Source organism: Halovulum sp. GXIMD14793, from assembly GCF_054457435.1.
In genome coordinates this window covers 1-14761 of record NZ_JBTLNE010000071.1, presented here as the reverse complement: position 1 = coordinate 14761, position 14761 = coordinate 1, and the positions used below count along the sequence as shown (strand labels likewise).

Genomic DNA, 14761 nt, shown 5'->3' with positions numbered 1-14761 from the left:
GCTTGAGCAATTTGAGGGCTCCGCGCCCGGCGCGCTTGCCCAAAACGAAACCAACGAATATGAAAACCAGACCCGCAGACTCTCGTTATGAATGAGGGAGCCTCGGGGGGCAGGTCACGGCGAATGCGATAATTACACCAGGTATAAAAAGTAAAAAGAAAGTTTTCGCGAAAGAGCGTTTTTTAGCTTCGGCCATTTTTGGTTCCCCACAAGTTATAAATCGGCGCGAATGAAAGCCCTGGGTCGCCGGATGTCAATTTACACCTTCACAATACAATAAAGCCGTTGCTTGAGAGCCGCATGACGCTCATCGCTAGTTATCTAGCGGAACGGATGTACGATCCCGGAACTCCGCTGTTGTGTTGGTTCGCGGAAAGGGTGTGTCGGGCACCTGAACGCTTAGGAACGTGCAAAGAGGCTCCCAGCCTTGGCGCACATCAAAGGTCAACAAGCGGTCTGGTGGAACGGTGTGCTGTACCTCGGTGATATGGCGGTTGAAGACGCGCAAAAGGTTATCGTCGCTTAGGTCCCCGCCAAAAGCCTGATCCCGGATGATTCGGCGTGTCATCTCGGTCTTTCGCTGGCGCAGGGGGTCTTCCTGTGTGGCGGTAGAGTTAAGATAAGGGAAGATGGTCGATTTGAAGCTTTTCAGCCACCCCTGTGCATCGCGCACAGACATCACCACCTTTGCATTCGAGTAATGCATCAGCAGATCACGCCAAAAGTGGCAGCCGGGCCAGTCGAGTTGAGAGCGGAAACCGGCAAAGACCTGATCCCAATCGGGTGTTTCACCCTTTGAGATCGCTTCCCAATAAGCGACCTGATCCGGCGCATCAGGGTTGATTTCATACATATGATGACACGGGCCAAAGCCCAATTGCTCCAACGCCAGTTTCAGCGAATTGGTCCCGGTGCGGCCAAAGCCCGGGCCGATGATCTCAAGTGCCAAGGTATTCCCCCTCAATCTGTGATAACCATAACCGCAGAACTGCAGATTGAACATCCGGCTTACGCGGCATCTGGGCACTGCAAGAAGACAATGGTGTAAACGCCCAAGGAGATCACATTTAACGACATTTGATGGCATAGATGCGGAAGATATGTGCATTCGCTAAGGTTGGCTCAGCCGTGAAAACGGCGAACAGATCAGAATTTACCAGAAAACCATGAGGCCTTTTGTCGTGCTGGATATCCTCTACTATTCGATGGTCGGCGCCTTCTTTACTCACGAACTTGATGCAGTGAAGCGACATGAATGGCGTGTCTTGCCGATTCTGCGTTCATTGCCTGAACGACGCGGCGAACAGGTTTTCATCTGGTTGCACGTTCCTCTGTTTTCTATACTCCTGCTGGGCGGAGACGGCGATCCAGGCGGACCGACAAGGATTGGGCTCGCGATTTTCGCGATCATCCACGTCGGCCTCCATGCTCTCTTTCGTCGACATCCTTCCTATGAATTCAACAATTTAAGCTCGTGGGGGCTAATTCTGCTAACGGGCCTTTTGGGCGTGCTCTATCTTCTGAATGTATAACTTGGCTTTTAGAAAGTGGGGCACGAGGCTGGGCTATTGTTTGAGGTCGATACGCGGCATATCGGGTTCAGTGTTTCTTTTGCGTTTGAGAAGAGACTGACCTTTTCGTGCGCTTCTTTCTTAGGGAAATCGTACGACCCGTTGAGGCCAGTGAATCTGTAGCCCCGGAATATTGCATCTGCGTGCCGTAGCTTTTAGTCAGACGCAGCAAAACGAAAGAGGGGTATCCCATTGCCCGGTACCGATCATTCCGCAACACCTATTTCAGGCCCAGCCCCGGCTATTGTGCTTGTTCGCCCTCAGATGGGGGAGAACATCGGGGCGGCGGCCCGCGCGATGTGGAATTTCGGGCTGGACCGGATGCGGATTGTATCGCCACGGGATGGCTGGCCGAATGAACGCGCGGTTGCGATGGCCTCGGGCGCTGCGCGGGTTCTGGACAATGTTGTGCTGGCCGATAGCCTTGAGGAGGCGGTCGGAGACATGCACCATGTCTATGCGACGACAGCGCGCCCGCGCGATCTGGAAAAGGCCGTGATGACACCTGAGCAGGCGATGCTGGATGCGCATGCAAGGATCGCGGCTGGCCAGAAGGTTGGCATTCTGTTCGGGCCAGAGCGAGCGGGGCTGGAAAACGCTGATGTCGTGCTGGCCCATACCGTGATCACCGTGCCGGTCAATCCGGCCTTTGGCTCATTGAACCTGGCGCAGTGTGTTTTGCTGGTTTCCTATGAATGGGTGCGTGCCACCGGCACCACGGTTGAGGCACATCCCGGCACCCCGGCCATCGCAGAGGAGGTGCATCATCTGCTGCGCGCGCTGGAGGATCGGCTAGATGTGGCAAAATACTATTATCCGCCGGATCGGGCGGCCTCTATGCGGGAAAATCTGCGCAACCTCATTAATCGTCTGGATTTGACCGATGCTGATGTGCGCACGCTGCATGGGGTGTTTCGCGCGTTGGCGGATCGTCATCCGGTGCGAAAAAGCTAGCGTTCGCCCGTACCGTCCCATCTGTCCTGAAAGATCAGCTCATCGAGCGGCAGGCGCTTGGCCCATCCGCGTGCCTGCAGTTCTGGTTCCGTGTAAAGCTTTTGCACATGGCCAATGCACAGATTGACGGGGGCTTCGGTAATCCCGGCCAGTTTCAACTCGAAATACAGCTCTCGCCTGTTGCCTGAGAACATCGTTGCCGCCGCAGCATTTGCCTTTTGAAACGCCGCTTTGACGCGCGTCTTCACTGTCAGGTTGCGGATAACAATGAAGTTCCACGGCTGCATGAACCCGACAGAAGGCGCATGATGCGCCGCCATAAGCAACCGCTGCAGCAGTTCGGGTGCAACGGGATCAGGCAAAAACTGGCCCCGCACATCCCGGCGGGTGCGAATTGCGCGGTACACGGCATCACGATCACCCTTAGAGAAAGGCCGGGCAGGTTCCGGCCTTTCCGCTTTGCTTATCTTTTGGTCCAGGTCATCGGACAAACGATCAGATTACTCCGCAATACATGCCTGAGGTATGATAGCGCATTTTATCAGATCGTCACTGGAACCGGTTTTGGACGGGTCCAGATTGCCTTGCGATAGTTCGGGGTCATCAACTGTCCACCCGGCATCGTCGGATTCAGGTTCGTTCAACCGAACGGAGAAGACAACCTCCGTTCCGCGGATTTTCTCGCGGCGAACAAGGCGATATTCTGACCAGATCAGACCGCTGTTATCGAAAACACTCAGGTCGACATTTTCGCGGTCCGCCTCGCACAGGAATTCGCGAATGCTGGTCTTCTTTAGGTCGCCCATCATCGAAGGGATATAAAGGTGGCCTTCTGGTATCTCTGCCGGGACATCAAATTCCTTCCAGAGCATATCACATTCAGCCACCCGCCGCTTCGCACGCAATTCATCAAAGGCTATGTTGCACTGATTAATGAGCGGTCTAAGGCGCTGCGCCATCAGGCCCGGGTTGCTGATCTGGCCACATATCTGATCGATTGGGCCATCCTTTCGCGACAATGGATCGGTCTCTGCCGCTGCGGCCTTGATCTCTGACGTTGCTGTCGCAAGGGCGTCACGGTAGGATTTTTCGACTTCGATTTCGGCCGCATTCAATGCCCTTGAGATCGTGTTCATTGGGCCTTGGAACGGACCATAGGCGCGGCGCAAAGGCGGCATGGCGGAGCGAATGTCATAGCCCTTTGTTTCCAGCAGATCAGAGAGTGTTCCAGGCCTGGAAAGCAGATTCTGCTTTGCGTCTTCGATCATCTTTAAACCGGTCTGTTCAACCAAACCAGCCATGGCATTTTCGCACGCTTCGAATACCTTGTTCTGAAGCTCGCGCCCCGACCCCGACGCTCTTTGCAGCTTTTCTTTCTGCTCGCGGCAGAATGAAAGTTGCGCTGGCAGATTCAGGGCCGTCGCCGCACCATTGGCGGATAGCTCTGCAGACAAGGCAATGTAGGCTTTTTGCCGCAACTCCTGAAGCGTTGGTTCAAGAAATTCAGATACTTCGTTGTGATGGACGCCGACCTCACGAAGCTCATTGAGCAGCTTTCGGTCTGTTTGCAGCCAGTTTGCGGCCGCTACAGAGTCAAGCGTTACTTCCATCGCAGCCAGTTTATCACGCTCTTCTTCAAGGCGCTTCAATCCTGCACCCCTGGCTTCGATCTCAGGCCACCGTTCGGAAAGAGTTTTGACAAACGTGCGATTGTTCTCGCAGTTTTCGACCTTAGACAGGTAGTCCTTTGCGATCTCAGAGGTCCAGAACTCCACCGGCAGTCCGGTCGCAAGCTCAAGATAGTTTGTCCAGTCCCATTCATTTCTTATCTGGTCAATACGCGCGCAGAATAGGTTTGTTTCTGTCACGCGCATCGTTGCAGGGCTTTCGTCTTTTGACATCAGGGACTTTGCGAATGCGTTTTGCGCCAGCAAAACGTTTTCCGAGTGCCATCTCCGCCTGCTATCGTCTTTTCGCGTCAGCCAGACTTCGGCAATACCAGCCAGCAGCTCTGGCGTCTCGGTTGTTGACGCTGCCGCACGATAGTTATCCCAGAAACTACGCTGAAGGGTCTTAAGTTCGGTTTTTGTTGATCTTTGCTCAAGCGTGGGAAGCATCTTTAGCGGCGGCAGCTGCTCCAGCTTGTGATAGACCGACAGGCCGTCCCGAGGCTGGGGGGCAGGGGTCTTTAGCAGATCAAGAAGATCGGCATAGCGCTCTGTTGGGGAAGCGACCTGTTTGAGCACCTGGTCGCATTCCGGAACCACCTCTCCCTTGCGATCCAGGCTGATCACCTCGGGGGTTTCTGTCAGAATGCCCGAAATCCGATAAAGCGGCCGGCCGTTGCTGCCGTTGATGTCGACGGTCGTCTCAAGGTCGGACGCCTGCAGCTTCCAAGTTGAGCCGTCGAAGTTACTACGGTTTGTACGCCGGACGAAAACATTCAGCGTAACGGCATCCGCAGTATCGCCAAAGACGCTCCACTCGGCCAGATATGTTTTGTCGCGGCAGGAATACGGATCCGCACGGAAATAGTTTTCGATCGGCTCGGCTACGGCGCACACAGGTCCGCATAGGGCAACAAGGATCGTCGAGAGAGATAGCTTGTTCATCGGGTATTCCTACTCCATTCAGTACTTACCTGCGTTTAAGCAGATGATCCGGGGGTGGGTCCAGACGAAAGCAGTACGTTTCGGCACGGGGGACGGTTCTGCCTGCGACGTCATGCGGCTGTCCTGACCGCTTGCCCATTGCTGACGCCCGACCTAAATGAACTGAACGACAACGAGGCAGTTCCATGAGTCAGAAGCGCAGCATTTTTGAAGAGGTCAGTGAACCCGCAGAACCCACTGCGCCCGTGCAGACCCAAGAAATGGATTCCCGCAGAATGATTCAGCTTTGGCTGATGGCGCTTTTCGTGTTGGTCATTGTGATGATTGGCGTTGGTGGTTTGACCCGCCTTACCGATAGCGGCCTGTCGATCACCGAATGGAAACCGGTTACCGGGGTCATTCCGCCCATGAGTGCCGCGGCCTGGGCGGTTGAATTTGGCCACTACAAAGCCACCCCGGAATTTCAGTTGCAGAACAGCCGGATGACGCTGGATGAGTTCAAGTTCATCTATTGGTGGGAATGGGGCCACAGGTTTCTGGGGCGTATCATAGGCTTGGTCTGGGCTATTGGCTTCTTTTGGTTTCTGGCGCGCGGGCGTTTGCCGCGCGGAACGGCGATCCCATATCTGATGCTTGGTATCCTGGGCGGGTTTCAGGCAACGGTTGGCTGGTGGATGGTCGCCTCGGGCCTGACGGCGGATCGGGTTGATGTCGCATCCTACAGGTTAGCGGCGCATCTTGGTTTGGCGTTTGTCATCCTGGGCCTGATTGGCTGGCATTATCTGCGACTGGGCATGACCGAGGCAGAGCGCCTGCAAGCCAGACGCCGGCGCGAGGCTGGGTTGCCTCGAATGGCCGTAATCCTGTTAGCCTTGGCGTTCGTGCAGATCCTGCTAGGCGCATTGGTGGCCGGGATTGATGCGGGGCGAACCTATACAGAGTGGCCGCTGATGGCCGGTGGCTGGTTGCCACCTGATCCGCTGGAGCTGGAGCCCGTCTGGCGGAACTTTTTTGAGAACCCGGGCACGGTCCAGTTTGTGCATCGGTGTGGTGCCTATCTGGTCACGCTGGTTGCGCTGTTGTTTTGGTGGCGGGCGCGCCATTCCGGTCTGCAGGCGGTGCGCCGTTCGGTCAGTCTGGTGATGTTGGCTGTGCTGGCACAGGTGCTGCTGGGCATTGTGACACTGGTTCATATCTCGCCCTGGCATCTGGCGATCCTGCACCAGTTGACGGCGGTTCTGATCTTTATGCTGATCGTCAGCGCCCGCCATGTGACGCTATATCCACCTGAACAGCGTATTGCGCGCGGATAGTGGCTTTACCGGGATTGGTAAGGTGGGATGCTGTCCCCCTTATACTATTGCTCCCAATCAGGGCGACGTTTGTCGAGGAAGGCGAGGATACCGTCTTGGGTCTCTTCCAGCATCATGTTCTCGGCCATGACGGCACCGGTGTATTCGTAGGCGGCCGATAGCCCTAATTCAGCCTGCACATAAAACGCTTCTTTGCCGATCGCGACGGCTTTGCCCAGCTTGGCGGTGACCTGTTCGGCCAGGTCCATTGCGGCGGCAACGTGATCCCCGTCCGCCATACGATTGATCAGACCAAGTTGCAGGGCGTCCTCACTGTCGATGAAATCACCGGTCACCAGCATCTCCATCGCTTTCTTGCGTCCGATGTTGCGGGTCAGGGCAACCATGGGTGTTGAACAGAACAGACCGATATTCACCCCGTTAACGCCGAACCGGGTGCCGGGGGCAGCGACCGCCATATCGCAGGTGGCCACCAACTGACAGCCTGCCGCCGCGGCCACACCATGCGGGGCGGCGATGACCGGTTGGGGCAGGCGGAGGATAGACATCATCATCGCGGCACATCGGTTGAACAGATCTTCAAAATAGGCGCGCCCGCCATCCGCCGCTTTGCGCGCCTCGGTCATTTCGCGCAGATCATGACCGGCGCAAAAGGCCTTGCCGACCCCGTGCAGGACGACAGCGCGAATAGTGCGATCCTTGGACAAAGCATCAAATTCGCTCTGCAGGGCGGTCAGCATCGCCTCGGACAGGGCATTCAGTGTGCCGGGCATGTTCAGCTTCAGGACTGCAACCGCCCCCTTATCCTTACGTGTCAGGACCGGATCGGACATATGACTTTACCTCCTCACCATTTCGCAAGACAGTTGCAGAGAATAGCGATCGGGAAAAGGTGCGGGAATGCAGCTAAAGATGACAATTGAGGAGATTTCCGCATTTCTAAGCGAACAGTTCCCGCAAATTGAGGGCCGGTTCGAAGTGCTGAAGCTTTCCCCGGGACATCTTTGTCTGGCGATGCAGGCCGGGCATGCTCAATTGCGTCCGGGCGGTACGGTGTCCGGCCCGGCGATGTTTGAACTGGCCGATTGCGCCATGTACGTCGCGACACTGTCGCTGATCGGGCCGCAGGCGCTGGCGGTGACCACCAATGCCTCCGTCAACTTTATGCGGAAACCGGATCCGGGGCGTCTGGTGGCCGAGGCGCGGGTGTTGAAACTGGGCCGCGTTTTATGTGTCGGGGATGTGCTGATCCATTCCGAAGGGCACGAGACCCCTGTGGCACAGGCCAGCCTGACTTACTCGATTCCACCATCGAAATGATGGGGTATTATTATACCTTATTTTTAAGGTTCTGATATTGAACGCAAATATCAGCAATATCACGCTTGACCTGACCCGCCAATCCTTTAGAAACCGCCCATCCGAACGGTGCGGGTCCGACCTCGCATCAAAACTCGATGGAAAACGCTATGAAAACCTATACCGCAAAACCAGCGGATATTGAGAAAAAGTGGATCCTGATCGACGCCGAAGGCATCGTTCTGGGCCGTCTTGCCTCGATCATCGCCATGCGCCTGCGCGGCAAGCACAAGGCGACCTTCACCCCGCATATGGACATGGGCGACAACGTGATTGTCATCAATGCTGACAAAGTTCAGCTGACCGGCAAGAAGCGGACCGACAAAAAGTTCTACTGGCATACCGGCCATCCCGGCGGCATCAAGGAACGCACCATGGAAGAGCTGCTTGAAGGCAAGCATCCAGAGCGTGTTGTCCTGAAAGCGGTTGAGCGGATGCTGCCCGGCGGGCCGCTGTCGCGCCAACAGATGTCGAACCTGCGTGTCTATGCAGGCGCTGAGCACGCGCATGAGGCGCAGAACCCCGAAGTTCTCGACGTTGCGTCGATGAACGCCAAGAACACACGGAGCGCATGATGGCCGACGACATCAAATCGCTGGAAGATCTGAAAGACGCTGTTGAGGGCACCGAAGGTGCCGCAGCGGCAGCAGAAGCCGATACGCTGGCAGCCCCCCTGCGAGAGCAGGTGCGTGACGAGCTGGGCCGGTCCTATGCCACCGGTAAACGGAAAGACGCCATTGCGCGTGTCTGGATCAAGCCGGGCAAGGGCAATGTCACCGTTAATGGCAAGCCGATGAACGAATATTTCGCGCGTCCGGTTCTGCAGATGGTGATTGGCCAGGCCTTCACCGTTGCCGGTGTCGAAGGTGAATTTGACGTGATGGCAACCGTCAAAGGTGGCGGCCTGTCAGGTCAGGCGGGTGCTGTGAAACACGGTATCTCCAAGGCGCTGACGCTGTACGAACCATCGCTGCGTCCGGCCCTAAAAGCCGCCGGGTTCCTGACCCGCGACAGCCGCGTGGTTGAGCGTAAGAAATACGGTAAGCGCAAGGCCCGCCGGAGCTTCCAGTTCTCCAAACGCTGATTGCGATTGCATATTTTTCAAAAGGGCGGTGCTTCTGGCGCCGCCCTTTTTCGTCTCCGTTAGCCCGTTATTAACCAAGCCCGCCTAGCCCTTGCCAAAAGGTAAAGGATCAGGGCACCGATGCAGTACAGGGCCGAGATTGATGGTCTGCGCGCAGTCGCGGTCGTGCCGGTCATCCTGTTTCACGCCGGGATCCCGGGCTTCTCCGGCGGTTTCATCGGCGTCGATGTATTCTTCGTTCTGTCCGGCTATCTGATCACCAGCATCATTCTGCGCGAAATACAGGACGGGTCTTTCTCGCTTCTGAATTTTTGGGAGCGGCGGGCTCGACGCATCCTGCCCGCGTTATTCGTGATGATGCTGGTCTGTCTGCCTTTCGCTTGGGTCATGATGCTGCCGGGGGAGCTAAAGGATTTCGGCCAAAGCCTTGTTGCATCGGTGCTGTTTGCAGCCAATATCCTGTTTTGGCAGGAAAACGGCTATTTCGCCGGACCCGCCGATGAAAAGCCGCTGCTGCATGTCTGGAGCCTGTCGGTCGAGGAACAGTTCTATCTTATCTTCCCGCTTGTCTTGTTGATGTTACGGCGACGCTCTGACCTGACCTTTTGGCTGGCTTTGGCTGCGGGTGGGTCGTTTCTGCTTTCGGACTGGGGCGCGCGGCATCTGCCTGATGCTGCATATTTCCTGCTGCCGTTCCGTGCGTGGGAGTTGCTGGCGGGTAGCCTTTGTGCGCTGTTCCTGATCCGTAACCGATTGCGCCCGAACGACCTGTTGTCGCTTGTCGGGCTGGGGCTGATCGGTTTTGGCATGTTTACACTGAGCGGCGCGGATGCGTTTCCGGGGCGCAATGCCCTGTTGCCTGTGCTGGGCACGGCGTTGGTCGTTCTTTTCTGCCGTCCCGGCGGATATGTGGCCGGAACTTTATCGCATCCATGGCTCGTCGGTATCGGGCTGATCAGCTACTCCTTTTACCTGTGGCATCAACCGGTCTTTGCGTTTCTGCGGCTGGCACAGTTCGGTGCATTGCCCATGTGGCAGGCCTTTGTGGCCCTGCCGGGCTTGGTGCTTGTGGCCTGGCTTAGCTGGCGCTTTGTTGAACGCCCCTGGCGTCAGCGCCGGGGGGGGGTATTGGTATTTGGCAGTTCTGCGGCCGTTGCAGGGATGGCGGCGGTGGTTGGTGTGTCGCTGCATTTAAGCGGCGGGGTGCCGGGCCGACTGCCGCAAGTGGCATTGCCCCCTGCGAAATCGGCGATGCCATGCCATGATAGGATGACCGAGGGGGATTGTCTCATCGGGGATCTGACCGCACAGCCGAGCGTTCTTCTGATCGGCGATTCCCATGCTGGCCATCTGACAACCGCGCTGGATCAGATCTTGCAGGCTCGGGGGCAGGCGATGCGGGTCGTCTCGCAAAGCTGGTGCGCGCCTTTGCTGAGGATTGCAACCGATGTGCCGGGCCGGGGCGCAGGGTGTGAGACGGTGATGCGGCAAGCCCTTGAACAAGGGGCTTTTGACCCTGAGATCGACACGATTGTGCTGGCGGCGGAATGGAGCAACTTCCTGACCGGTGGGCGGTGGGGAACGGTGCCGGTTGGATATTCGGACGGGCAGGGGGGACCGGGGCGGGTTTCAGACAATCCAAAGGTTTTTGCGGGTGCGGTGGTGGCGACGGCCGCCTTGCTGCAGGGGCAAAACAAAACAGTTGTCGTGGTCGGTCCCGTCCCCGAGTATCATCTGCATGTGCCAAAAGCTTTGGCCCGGCAGCAGTGGTGGCACGGGCAGTACAGCTTGCCCTCTAAGCATGTCTTGAAAACGGCCCAACAGCAGGCCCGCTCGGATCAAATCGCCCACTATTTCGAACGCTGGCCCATTGCCTTTTCGCACTGGATCGACCCGGCGGAGGTTTTTTGCAAATCGGATGAATGCAGCTATTTAAGCTCAGCCGGGAAGCCACTTTATCGTGACGACAACCATTTGTCTCATGCGGGGGCATTGCTGCTGGTGCAGGCCATTCTCGACCGTCTGCCTGCACCTGCAAACGGGCCGGATCGCACCGCCCTGATACCGGATTAGAAACCGGGGCTTGCCGCTGCGATCCGCAGCGTGCATCCTGAGCAAACACGCCGATTCAGGCGAAATTCAGCAGCGAAAAAGAGGGTACATCAATGGGGGAACTGGTTCTGGTCCGCCATGCTCAGGCATCCTTTGGCACAGAGGATTATGATCGGCTTAGCCCCCTGGGACTGCAGCAGGCAGACTGGCTGGGTGCCTATTTCAATGCCCATGACTTGCAGTTTGACCGTGTTCTGCGCGGCGACCTGCGCCGCCACCGCGAAACCGCCTCTGGCATTGCCAGCCGCCATTCCCTGCCGGAGGTGGAGGTCGACCCCCGTCTGAACGAGTTCCACTACGATGGACTGGAAAAGCGATATCTGGCCGCAACCGGTACCGATGCCCCAAGCGGACGCCCGGATTTTCTACAGCTTTTCCCGCAGCTCTTAACGAGCTGGGAAACCGGAGAACTGGACGGGGCAGGGGAAAGCTATGCGGAGTTTCAGGCCCGAATTCATGCCGCGCTTGATGACGCACTAGACCCGGGCAAGACAGTGCTGGTTGTCACCTCTGGCGGGGTGATTGGTGTCGCCATACGCCGTGCGCTAAACCTGTCACCCGAGGCAACGGCGGATGTCATCCTGTGCACGCATAATGCATCTGTTCACCGGTTCATCTGGGAAGGCGACCGTCTGCGGCTGGCCCTGTTCAACGCCTGCCCCCATCTGGACCCGCAGGATCGGGTATTCGCGCGCACCTATATATGACTGTCAGCAGCATGGTGGCGGCTGCTGCGCGATCAAGCGCCCAACGCCACCATGTTCCGGATTTTCACCGCCTTTTCAAAGTGATCCAGCTTATGAGTTTTGATCCACCATTCCGCTGCTTCCATTAAAGCGTTTCGGGATAAACCTAAGACAAAAGATTATCCTGAAACGCAGTGATAAGCCTATATGGTGTACGCGTTTCGATTTTATGTGATGTCTCAAGGTAAACTCGAAACGCTTTAGCAACTCAGGATCATCGTTCTTGTTGGCAAAAAAACGCATAGAAAGAAAGACCGACTTTCTCGCCCTTTTGCGCGATCTTCGCATCGCACACAGCAATAATCTTGGCTCTGAGGGCTGATCTCATGTCACGTTCCTATCCCAATCGTATTGGCGTGGAATGACGCCCCGCCAAACGGTTGACTTGAGGCGTCAGCGCGGCAGGCGCAACACCGCCCTTAACCCGCCCAGCGTCGCACTGCGCCCCAGCTCCAGCGCCCCGCCATGGCTGCGCGCGACATCCTGCGTAATCGACAGGCCCAAACCTACGCCGCCGCCTTTGTTTTGGTTTCGGGATTTGTCCAGACGTGCGAAGGGACGCATGACTTCCTCCAGGTTTTCTGAGGGAATACCAGGGCCGTCATCCTCGACACAGAATTCGCAGGTCTTGGGCAAAAGTTTCACGCCGATCCGCACCTTTGTTCCATAATGCGCGGCGTTATTCAGAAGGTTCTGCAAGGACCGGCGAACAGCGCTTTCGCGCAGCATGACCTCGGCGGTTTCCTCGCCCTCGACCCAGGCTTCAGTCTCAACACCGCCTTTTTGCATCCTGTTTGCCAGATCGCGCACCAGAGCTGCGGGGCGCACATGGACTATCTCCTCGGACTGATCACCGCGGGCAAAGGCCAGAAATTCGTCCAGCATCCGCTCCATATCCGCAACATCGCGGTTCACCTCGGCGGTGTTGCCGTCTTCGTCCATCAGTGCCAGCGCCAGTTTCATCCGGGTCAGGGGCGTGCGCAGATCATGGCTGACGCCGGACAACATCAGAGTGCGTTGCTCCAGATGGCGCTCAATCCTTTGACGCATCGACAAAAAGGAACTGCCCGCGCGGCGCACTTCCTCGGCACCGGTGGGGCGGAAAGACATGGACCGGCCTTTGCCAAACTCTTCCGAGGCATCAGCCAGTTGAAGTATCGGCTTGACCTGATTGCGCAAAAAGCCCACGGCGATCAGCACCAATACCAGCGAAGAGACCGCCATAAGAACCAACAACTGATGCGGGTTCGAGGCCGTCACCCGAACCCTTGGAATACGGGCATAAAGTAGCCCCTTGTCTGTCTGAAGATAGACATCGACCTGCCGCCAGTCGCGCACCAGATTAACCGCAAGCTGCGCCCCCAAAAGCGCCTGCATCTCGGAAATCAGGGCCCGGCCTGACAGATCGTACCACTGCCGGGTATTGTCCGATGGCAGATCGCCTGAAGGGTCCAGATCGAAATAGATCGACAGGGGGATCGACAGATTGTTCAGCCGCAATTGCGCAATCGCAGCTGTTGGCGAGGTCTTGATCACCTGCTGCGCCACGGCCATCTCACGGGCGATGTTCTGAGTCATCTGCCGCGTGACCCCTTCGAAATGCCGCTGAATGAAAACGATGGTGACCACCATCTGCAGAACGATCACCGGAACGATGACAATCAGGGCCGCACGCGAAAACAAAGAGCGGGGCAGGTAGCGTTTGAACAGGTTCCAATCCATAGTGGCCCAGCTTTATGATCCGGTCGCCGGTCAGGCAAGGAGAGATATATGGATGACGCTGCCCTGTTCCCGGATGGATTGATCCGTCTGGTCGCCCCGAACCCCAGTCCGATGACCTATTCCGGGACCTGTACCTACCTTCTGGGCCGGTCCGAAATCGCCGTGATTGACCCGGGTCCCAAGGAAGCGGCGCATCTGGCAGCGGTTTTGGGCGCGGTCCCCTCGGGCGGCAGGATCACCCATATTCTGGTGACCCATGCACATATTGACCATTGCAGCCTGGCGCATGAACTGGCCGCAAAAACAGGGGCACCGGTCCTGGCGGCGTATCCCCCGGACTGGCCGGTCAGCGGTGAGGGCGGGGAAGGGATAGTCCCGAGCTTTCGCCCCGATACCGGGCTGCGGGAGGGCGATACGATCAAAAGCGCCGATTGGCAGTTGGATGTGGTGGCAACACCGGGTCATCTGCTCGATCACATCAGTTTTGTGTGGGAGGCAGGGGATGCCGTCTTTACCGGTGATCATGTGATGGGCTGGGCCTCGACTTTCATTTCGCCGCCCGAAGGGTCGGTGTCGGATTACATGGCCTCTCTTGATCGCCTCGCAGCGCTGCCGCAACGGCGCTATTTCCCGGGTCACGGCCCGGCCATCGCAGAGGGGCCGGAGCGCGTGCGGGCGCTGAAGGCACATAGGCAAGAGCGCGAAGCGCAGATCCTGACCGCCCTTCAGGATGGCCCCGCCAGCATTCCAGAACTGACCCAAACGCTCTATCATGATGTCCCCAAACAGTTGCACCCTGCCGCCGCCCGCAATGTTGCCGCCCATCTGGCAGACCTGCAAACGCGCGGTGTCGTGGAACCTTTGGGGCAGGCTGGTGAAGTGCCAAGATACCGCGTGCAGCCCTGACAAAGATTTCCGCTGGACGCCGGATTCCCGCTTTGCTATATGCAGCGCTGTCGTCCTGATGATGACCCCGTTCCGGCGTAGCTCAGTGGTAGAGCAGTTGACTGTTAATCAATTGGTCGTAGGTTCGAATCCTACCGCCGGAGCCAAAATTTCCCCTTGAAAATTCAGATGAATTTGATCCTCACAGTCAAAGACTGGCCCACTTTCCGGAGTTCTGAGCTTGGCGAACGTCGCAGAGGACGTCCGCTCTGTGTCGAAAACGACCCACTAGAGCGCCGTCCTTGAAATCTGAATCGGTGGGATTCCCACGATGCGGATTTTGTGATTCACTATATTTGGAGGTGGAACATGGGCAAATCGCTATCACTGGATATTCGGGAGC

Annotated in this window: 16 protein-coding genes and 1 tRNA gene; 10 read left to right on the top strand and 7 right to left on the bottom strand. The window is 57.1% G+C overall.

Features of this window, described 5'->3' with window-relative positions; translation table 11 throughout:
• Positions 1-313: 313 nt before the first annotated feature.
• Positions 314-949, bottom strand: a complete 636-nt coding sequence (locus ACW9UQ_RS16525; protein WP_458932116.1) for a sulfotransferase family protein — start codon at positions 947-949, stop codon at positions 314-316.
• A gap of 232 nt (positions 950-1181) precedes the next feature.
• Here ACW9UQ_RS16525 and ACW9UQ_RS16520 point away from each other — a divergent pair, with 232 nt between their 5' ends.
• Positions 1182-1532, top strand: a complete 351-nt coding sequence (locus ACW9UQ_RS16520; RefSeq protein ID WP_458932115.1) for a DUF6713 family protein — start codon at positions 1182-1184, stop codon at positions 1530-1532.
• Positions 1533-1763: 231 nt separating this feature from the next.
• A complete protein-coding gene (locus ACW9UQ_RS16515; protein WP_458932114.1) occupies positions 1764-2525 on the top strand; it encodes an RNA methyltransferase in 762 nt (253 codons plus the stop codon).
• On the opposite strand, the gene ACW9UQ_RS16510 is transcribed toward ACW9UQ_RS16515, so the two are convergent.
• Both ACW9UQ_RS16510 and ACW9UQ_RS16505 read right to left on the bottom strand, forming a co-directional pair.
• Positions 2522-2932, bottom strand: a complete 411-nt coding sequence (locus ACW9UQ_RS16510; RefSeq protein ID WP_458932113.1) for a nitroreductase family protein — start codon at positions 2930-2932, stop codon at positions 2522-2524. The genes ACW9UQ_RS16515 and ACW9UQ_RS16510 overlap by 4 nt on opposite strands.
• A gap of 93 nt (positions 2933-3025) precedes the next feature.
• On the bottom strand, positions 3026-5137 hold the full coding sequence (locus ACW9UQ_RS16505; protein ID WP_458932112.1) for a hypothetical protein: 2112 nt from the start codon (positions 5135-5137) through the stop codon (positions 3026-3028).
• Between the two features lie 275 nt (positions 5138-5412).
• Here ACW9UQ_RS16505 and ACW9UQ_RS16500 point away from each other — a divergent pair, with 275 nt between their 5' ends.
• Positions 5413-6450: a COX15/CtaA family protein gene (locus ACW9UQ_RS16500; RefSeq protein ID WP_458932111.1), complete on the top strand. Its 1038-nt coding sequence runs from the start codon at positions 5413-5415 to the stop codon at positions 6448-6450.
• A gap of 44 nt (positions 6451-6494) precedes the next feature.
• Here ACW9UQ_RS16500 and ACW9UQ_RS16495 read toward each other — a convergent pair whose 3' ends face one another.
• Complete coding sequence (locus ACW9UQ_RS16495; protein WP_458932110.1) at positions 6495-7283, bottom strand: enoyl-CoA hydratase; 789 nt, start codon at positions 7281-7283, stop codon at positions 6495-6497.
• 67 nt (positions 7284-7350) lie between these two features.
• Between ACW9UQ_RS16495 and ACW9UQ_RS16490 the strand changes: the two genes are divergently transcribed.
• The 5 genes from ACW9UQ_RS16490 to ACW9UQ_RS16470 all read left to right on the top strand — a co-directional run bounded on the left by ACW9UQ_RS16490 (position 7351) and on the right by ACW9UQ_RS16470 (position 11712).
• Positions 7351-7770: a PaaI family thioesterase gene (locus ACW9UQ_RS16490; protein ID WP_458932109.1), complete on the top strand. Its 420-nt coding sequence runs from the start codon at positions 7351-7353 to the stop codon at positions 7768-7770.
• A gap of 149 nt (positions 7771-7919) precedes the next feature.
• Complete coding sequence (gene rplM, locus ACW9UQ_RS16485; RefSeq protein WP_458932108.1) at positions 7920-8384, top strand: 50S ribosomal protein L13; 465 nt, start codon at positions 7920-7922, stop codon at positions 8382-8384.
• Positions 8384-8893 (top strand): 30S ribosomal protein S9, encoded by a 510-nt coding sequence (gene rpsI, locus ACW9UQ_RS16480; RefSeq protein ID WP_458932107.1) that lies wholly within the window; start codon positions 8384-8386, stop codon positions 8891-8893. Before rplM ends, rpsI begins: the two co-directional genes overlap by 1 nt.
• Before the next feature lie 120 nt (positions 8894-9013).
• Positions 9014-10966: an acyltransferase family protein gene (locus ACW9UQ_RS16475; RefSeq protein ID WP_458932106.1), complete on the top strand. Its 1953-nt coding sequence runs from the start codon at positions 9014-9016 to the stop codon at positions 10964-10966.
• A gap of 92 nt (positions 10967-11058) precedes the next feature.
• Positions 11059-11712, top strand: a complete 654-nt coding sequence (locus ACW9UQ_RS16470; RefSeq protein WP_458932105.1) for a histidine phosphatase family protein — start codon at positions 11059-11061, stop codon at positions 11710-11712.
• 32 nt (positions 11713-11744) lie between these two features.
• Here ACW9UQ_RS16470 and ACW9UQ_RS16465 read toward each other — a convergent pair whose 3' ends face one another.
• The 3 genes from ACW9UQ_RS16465 to ACW9UQ_RS16455 form a co-directional block, all read right to left on the bottom strand.
• Positions 11745-11837, bottom strand: coding sequence for a DUF6500 family protein (locus tag ACW9UQ_RS16465; RefSeq protein ID WP_458932104.1), 93 nt, complete (start codon positions 11835-11837; stop codon positions 11745-11747).
• Positions 11838-11965: 128 nt separating this feature from the next.
• On the bottom strand, positions 11966-12079 hold the full coding sequence (locus ACW9UQ_RS16460) for a DUF6500 family protein (RefSeq protein ID WP_458932103.1): 114 nt from the start codon (positions 12077-12079) through the stop codon (positions 11966-11968).
• A gap of 65 nt (positions 12080-12144) precedes the next feature.
• Positions 12145-13473 carry an ATP-binding protein gene (locus ACW9UQ_RS16455; protein WP_458932102.1) on the bottom strand — a complete coding sequence of 443 codons (1329 nt, stop codon included), beginning with the start codon at positions 13471-13473 and terminating at the stop codon, positions 12145-12147.
• A gap of 48 nt (positions 13474-13521) precedes the next feature.
• On the opposite strand from ACW9UQ_RS16455, the gene ACW9UQ_RS16450 reads away from it, so the two are divergent.
• Positions 13522-14379 (top strand): MBL fold metallo-hydrolase, encoded by an 858-nt coding sequence (locus ACW9UQ_RS16450; protein ID WP_458932101.1) that lies wholly within the window; start codon positions 13522-13524, stop codon positions 14377-14379.
• 71 nt (positions 14380-14450) lie between these two features.
• Positions 14451-14525 (top strand) — tRNA-Asn (locus ACW9UQ_RS16445).
• Positions 14526-14761 lie beyond the last annotated feature (236 nt).

Excerpts from the sequence above, each read along its gene's own strand:
- ACW9UQ_RS16465 (WP_458932104.1), bottom strand. The coding sequence starts at position 11,837 with ATGGAAGCAGCGGAATGGTGGATCAAAACTCATAAGCTGGATCACTTT.
- ACW9UQ_RS16500 (WP_458932111.1), top strand. The coding sequence starts at position 5,413 with ATGATTCAGCTTTGGCTGATGGCGCTTTTCGTGTTGGTCATTGTGATG.
- ACW9UQ_RS16475 (WP_458932106.1), top strand. The coding sequence starts at position 9,014 with ATGCAGTACAGGGCCGAGATTGATGGTCTGCGCGCAGTCGCGGTCGTG.
- ACW9UQ_RS16470 (WP_458932105.1), top strand. The coding sequence starts at position 11,059 with ATGGGGGAACTGGTTCTGGTCCGCCATGCTCAGGCATCCTTTGGCACA.
- ACW9UQ_RS16450 (WP_458932101.1), top strand. The coding sequence starts at position 13,522 with ATGGATGACGCTGCCCTGTTCCCGGATGGATTGATCCGTCTGGTCGCC.
- ACW9UQ_RS16455 (WP_458932102.1), bottom strand. The coding sequence starts at position 13,473 with ATGGATTGGAACCTGTTCAAACGCTACCTGCCCCGCTCTTTGTTTTCG.
- ACW9UQ_RS16460 (WP_458932103.1), bottom strand. The coding sequence starts at position 12,079 with ATGAGATCAGCCCTCAGAGCCAAGATTATTGCTGTGTGCGATGCGAAG.
- ACW9UQ_RS16495 (WP_458932110.1), bottom strand. The coding sequence starts at position 7,283 with ATGTCCGATCCGGTCCTGACACGTAAGGATAAGGGGGCGGTTGCAGTC.
- ACW9UQ_RS16490 (WP_458932109.1), top strand. The coding sequence starts at position 7,351 with ATGCAGCTAAAGATGACAATTGAGGAGATTTCCGCATTTCTAAGCGAA.
- rpsI (WP_458932107.1), top strand. The coding sequence starts at position 8,384 with ATGGCCGACGACATCAAATCGCTGGAAGATCTGAAAGACGCTGTTGAG.
- rplM (WP_458932108.1), top strand. The coding sequence starts at position 7,920 with ATGAAAACCTATACCGCAAAACCAGCGGATATTGAGAAAAAGTGGATC.
- ACW9UQ_RS16505 (WP_458932112.1), bottom strand. The coding sequence starts at position 5,137 with ATGAACAAGCTATCTCTCTCGACGATCCTTGTTGCCCTATGCGGACCT.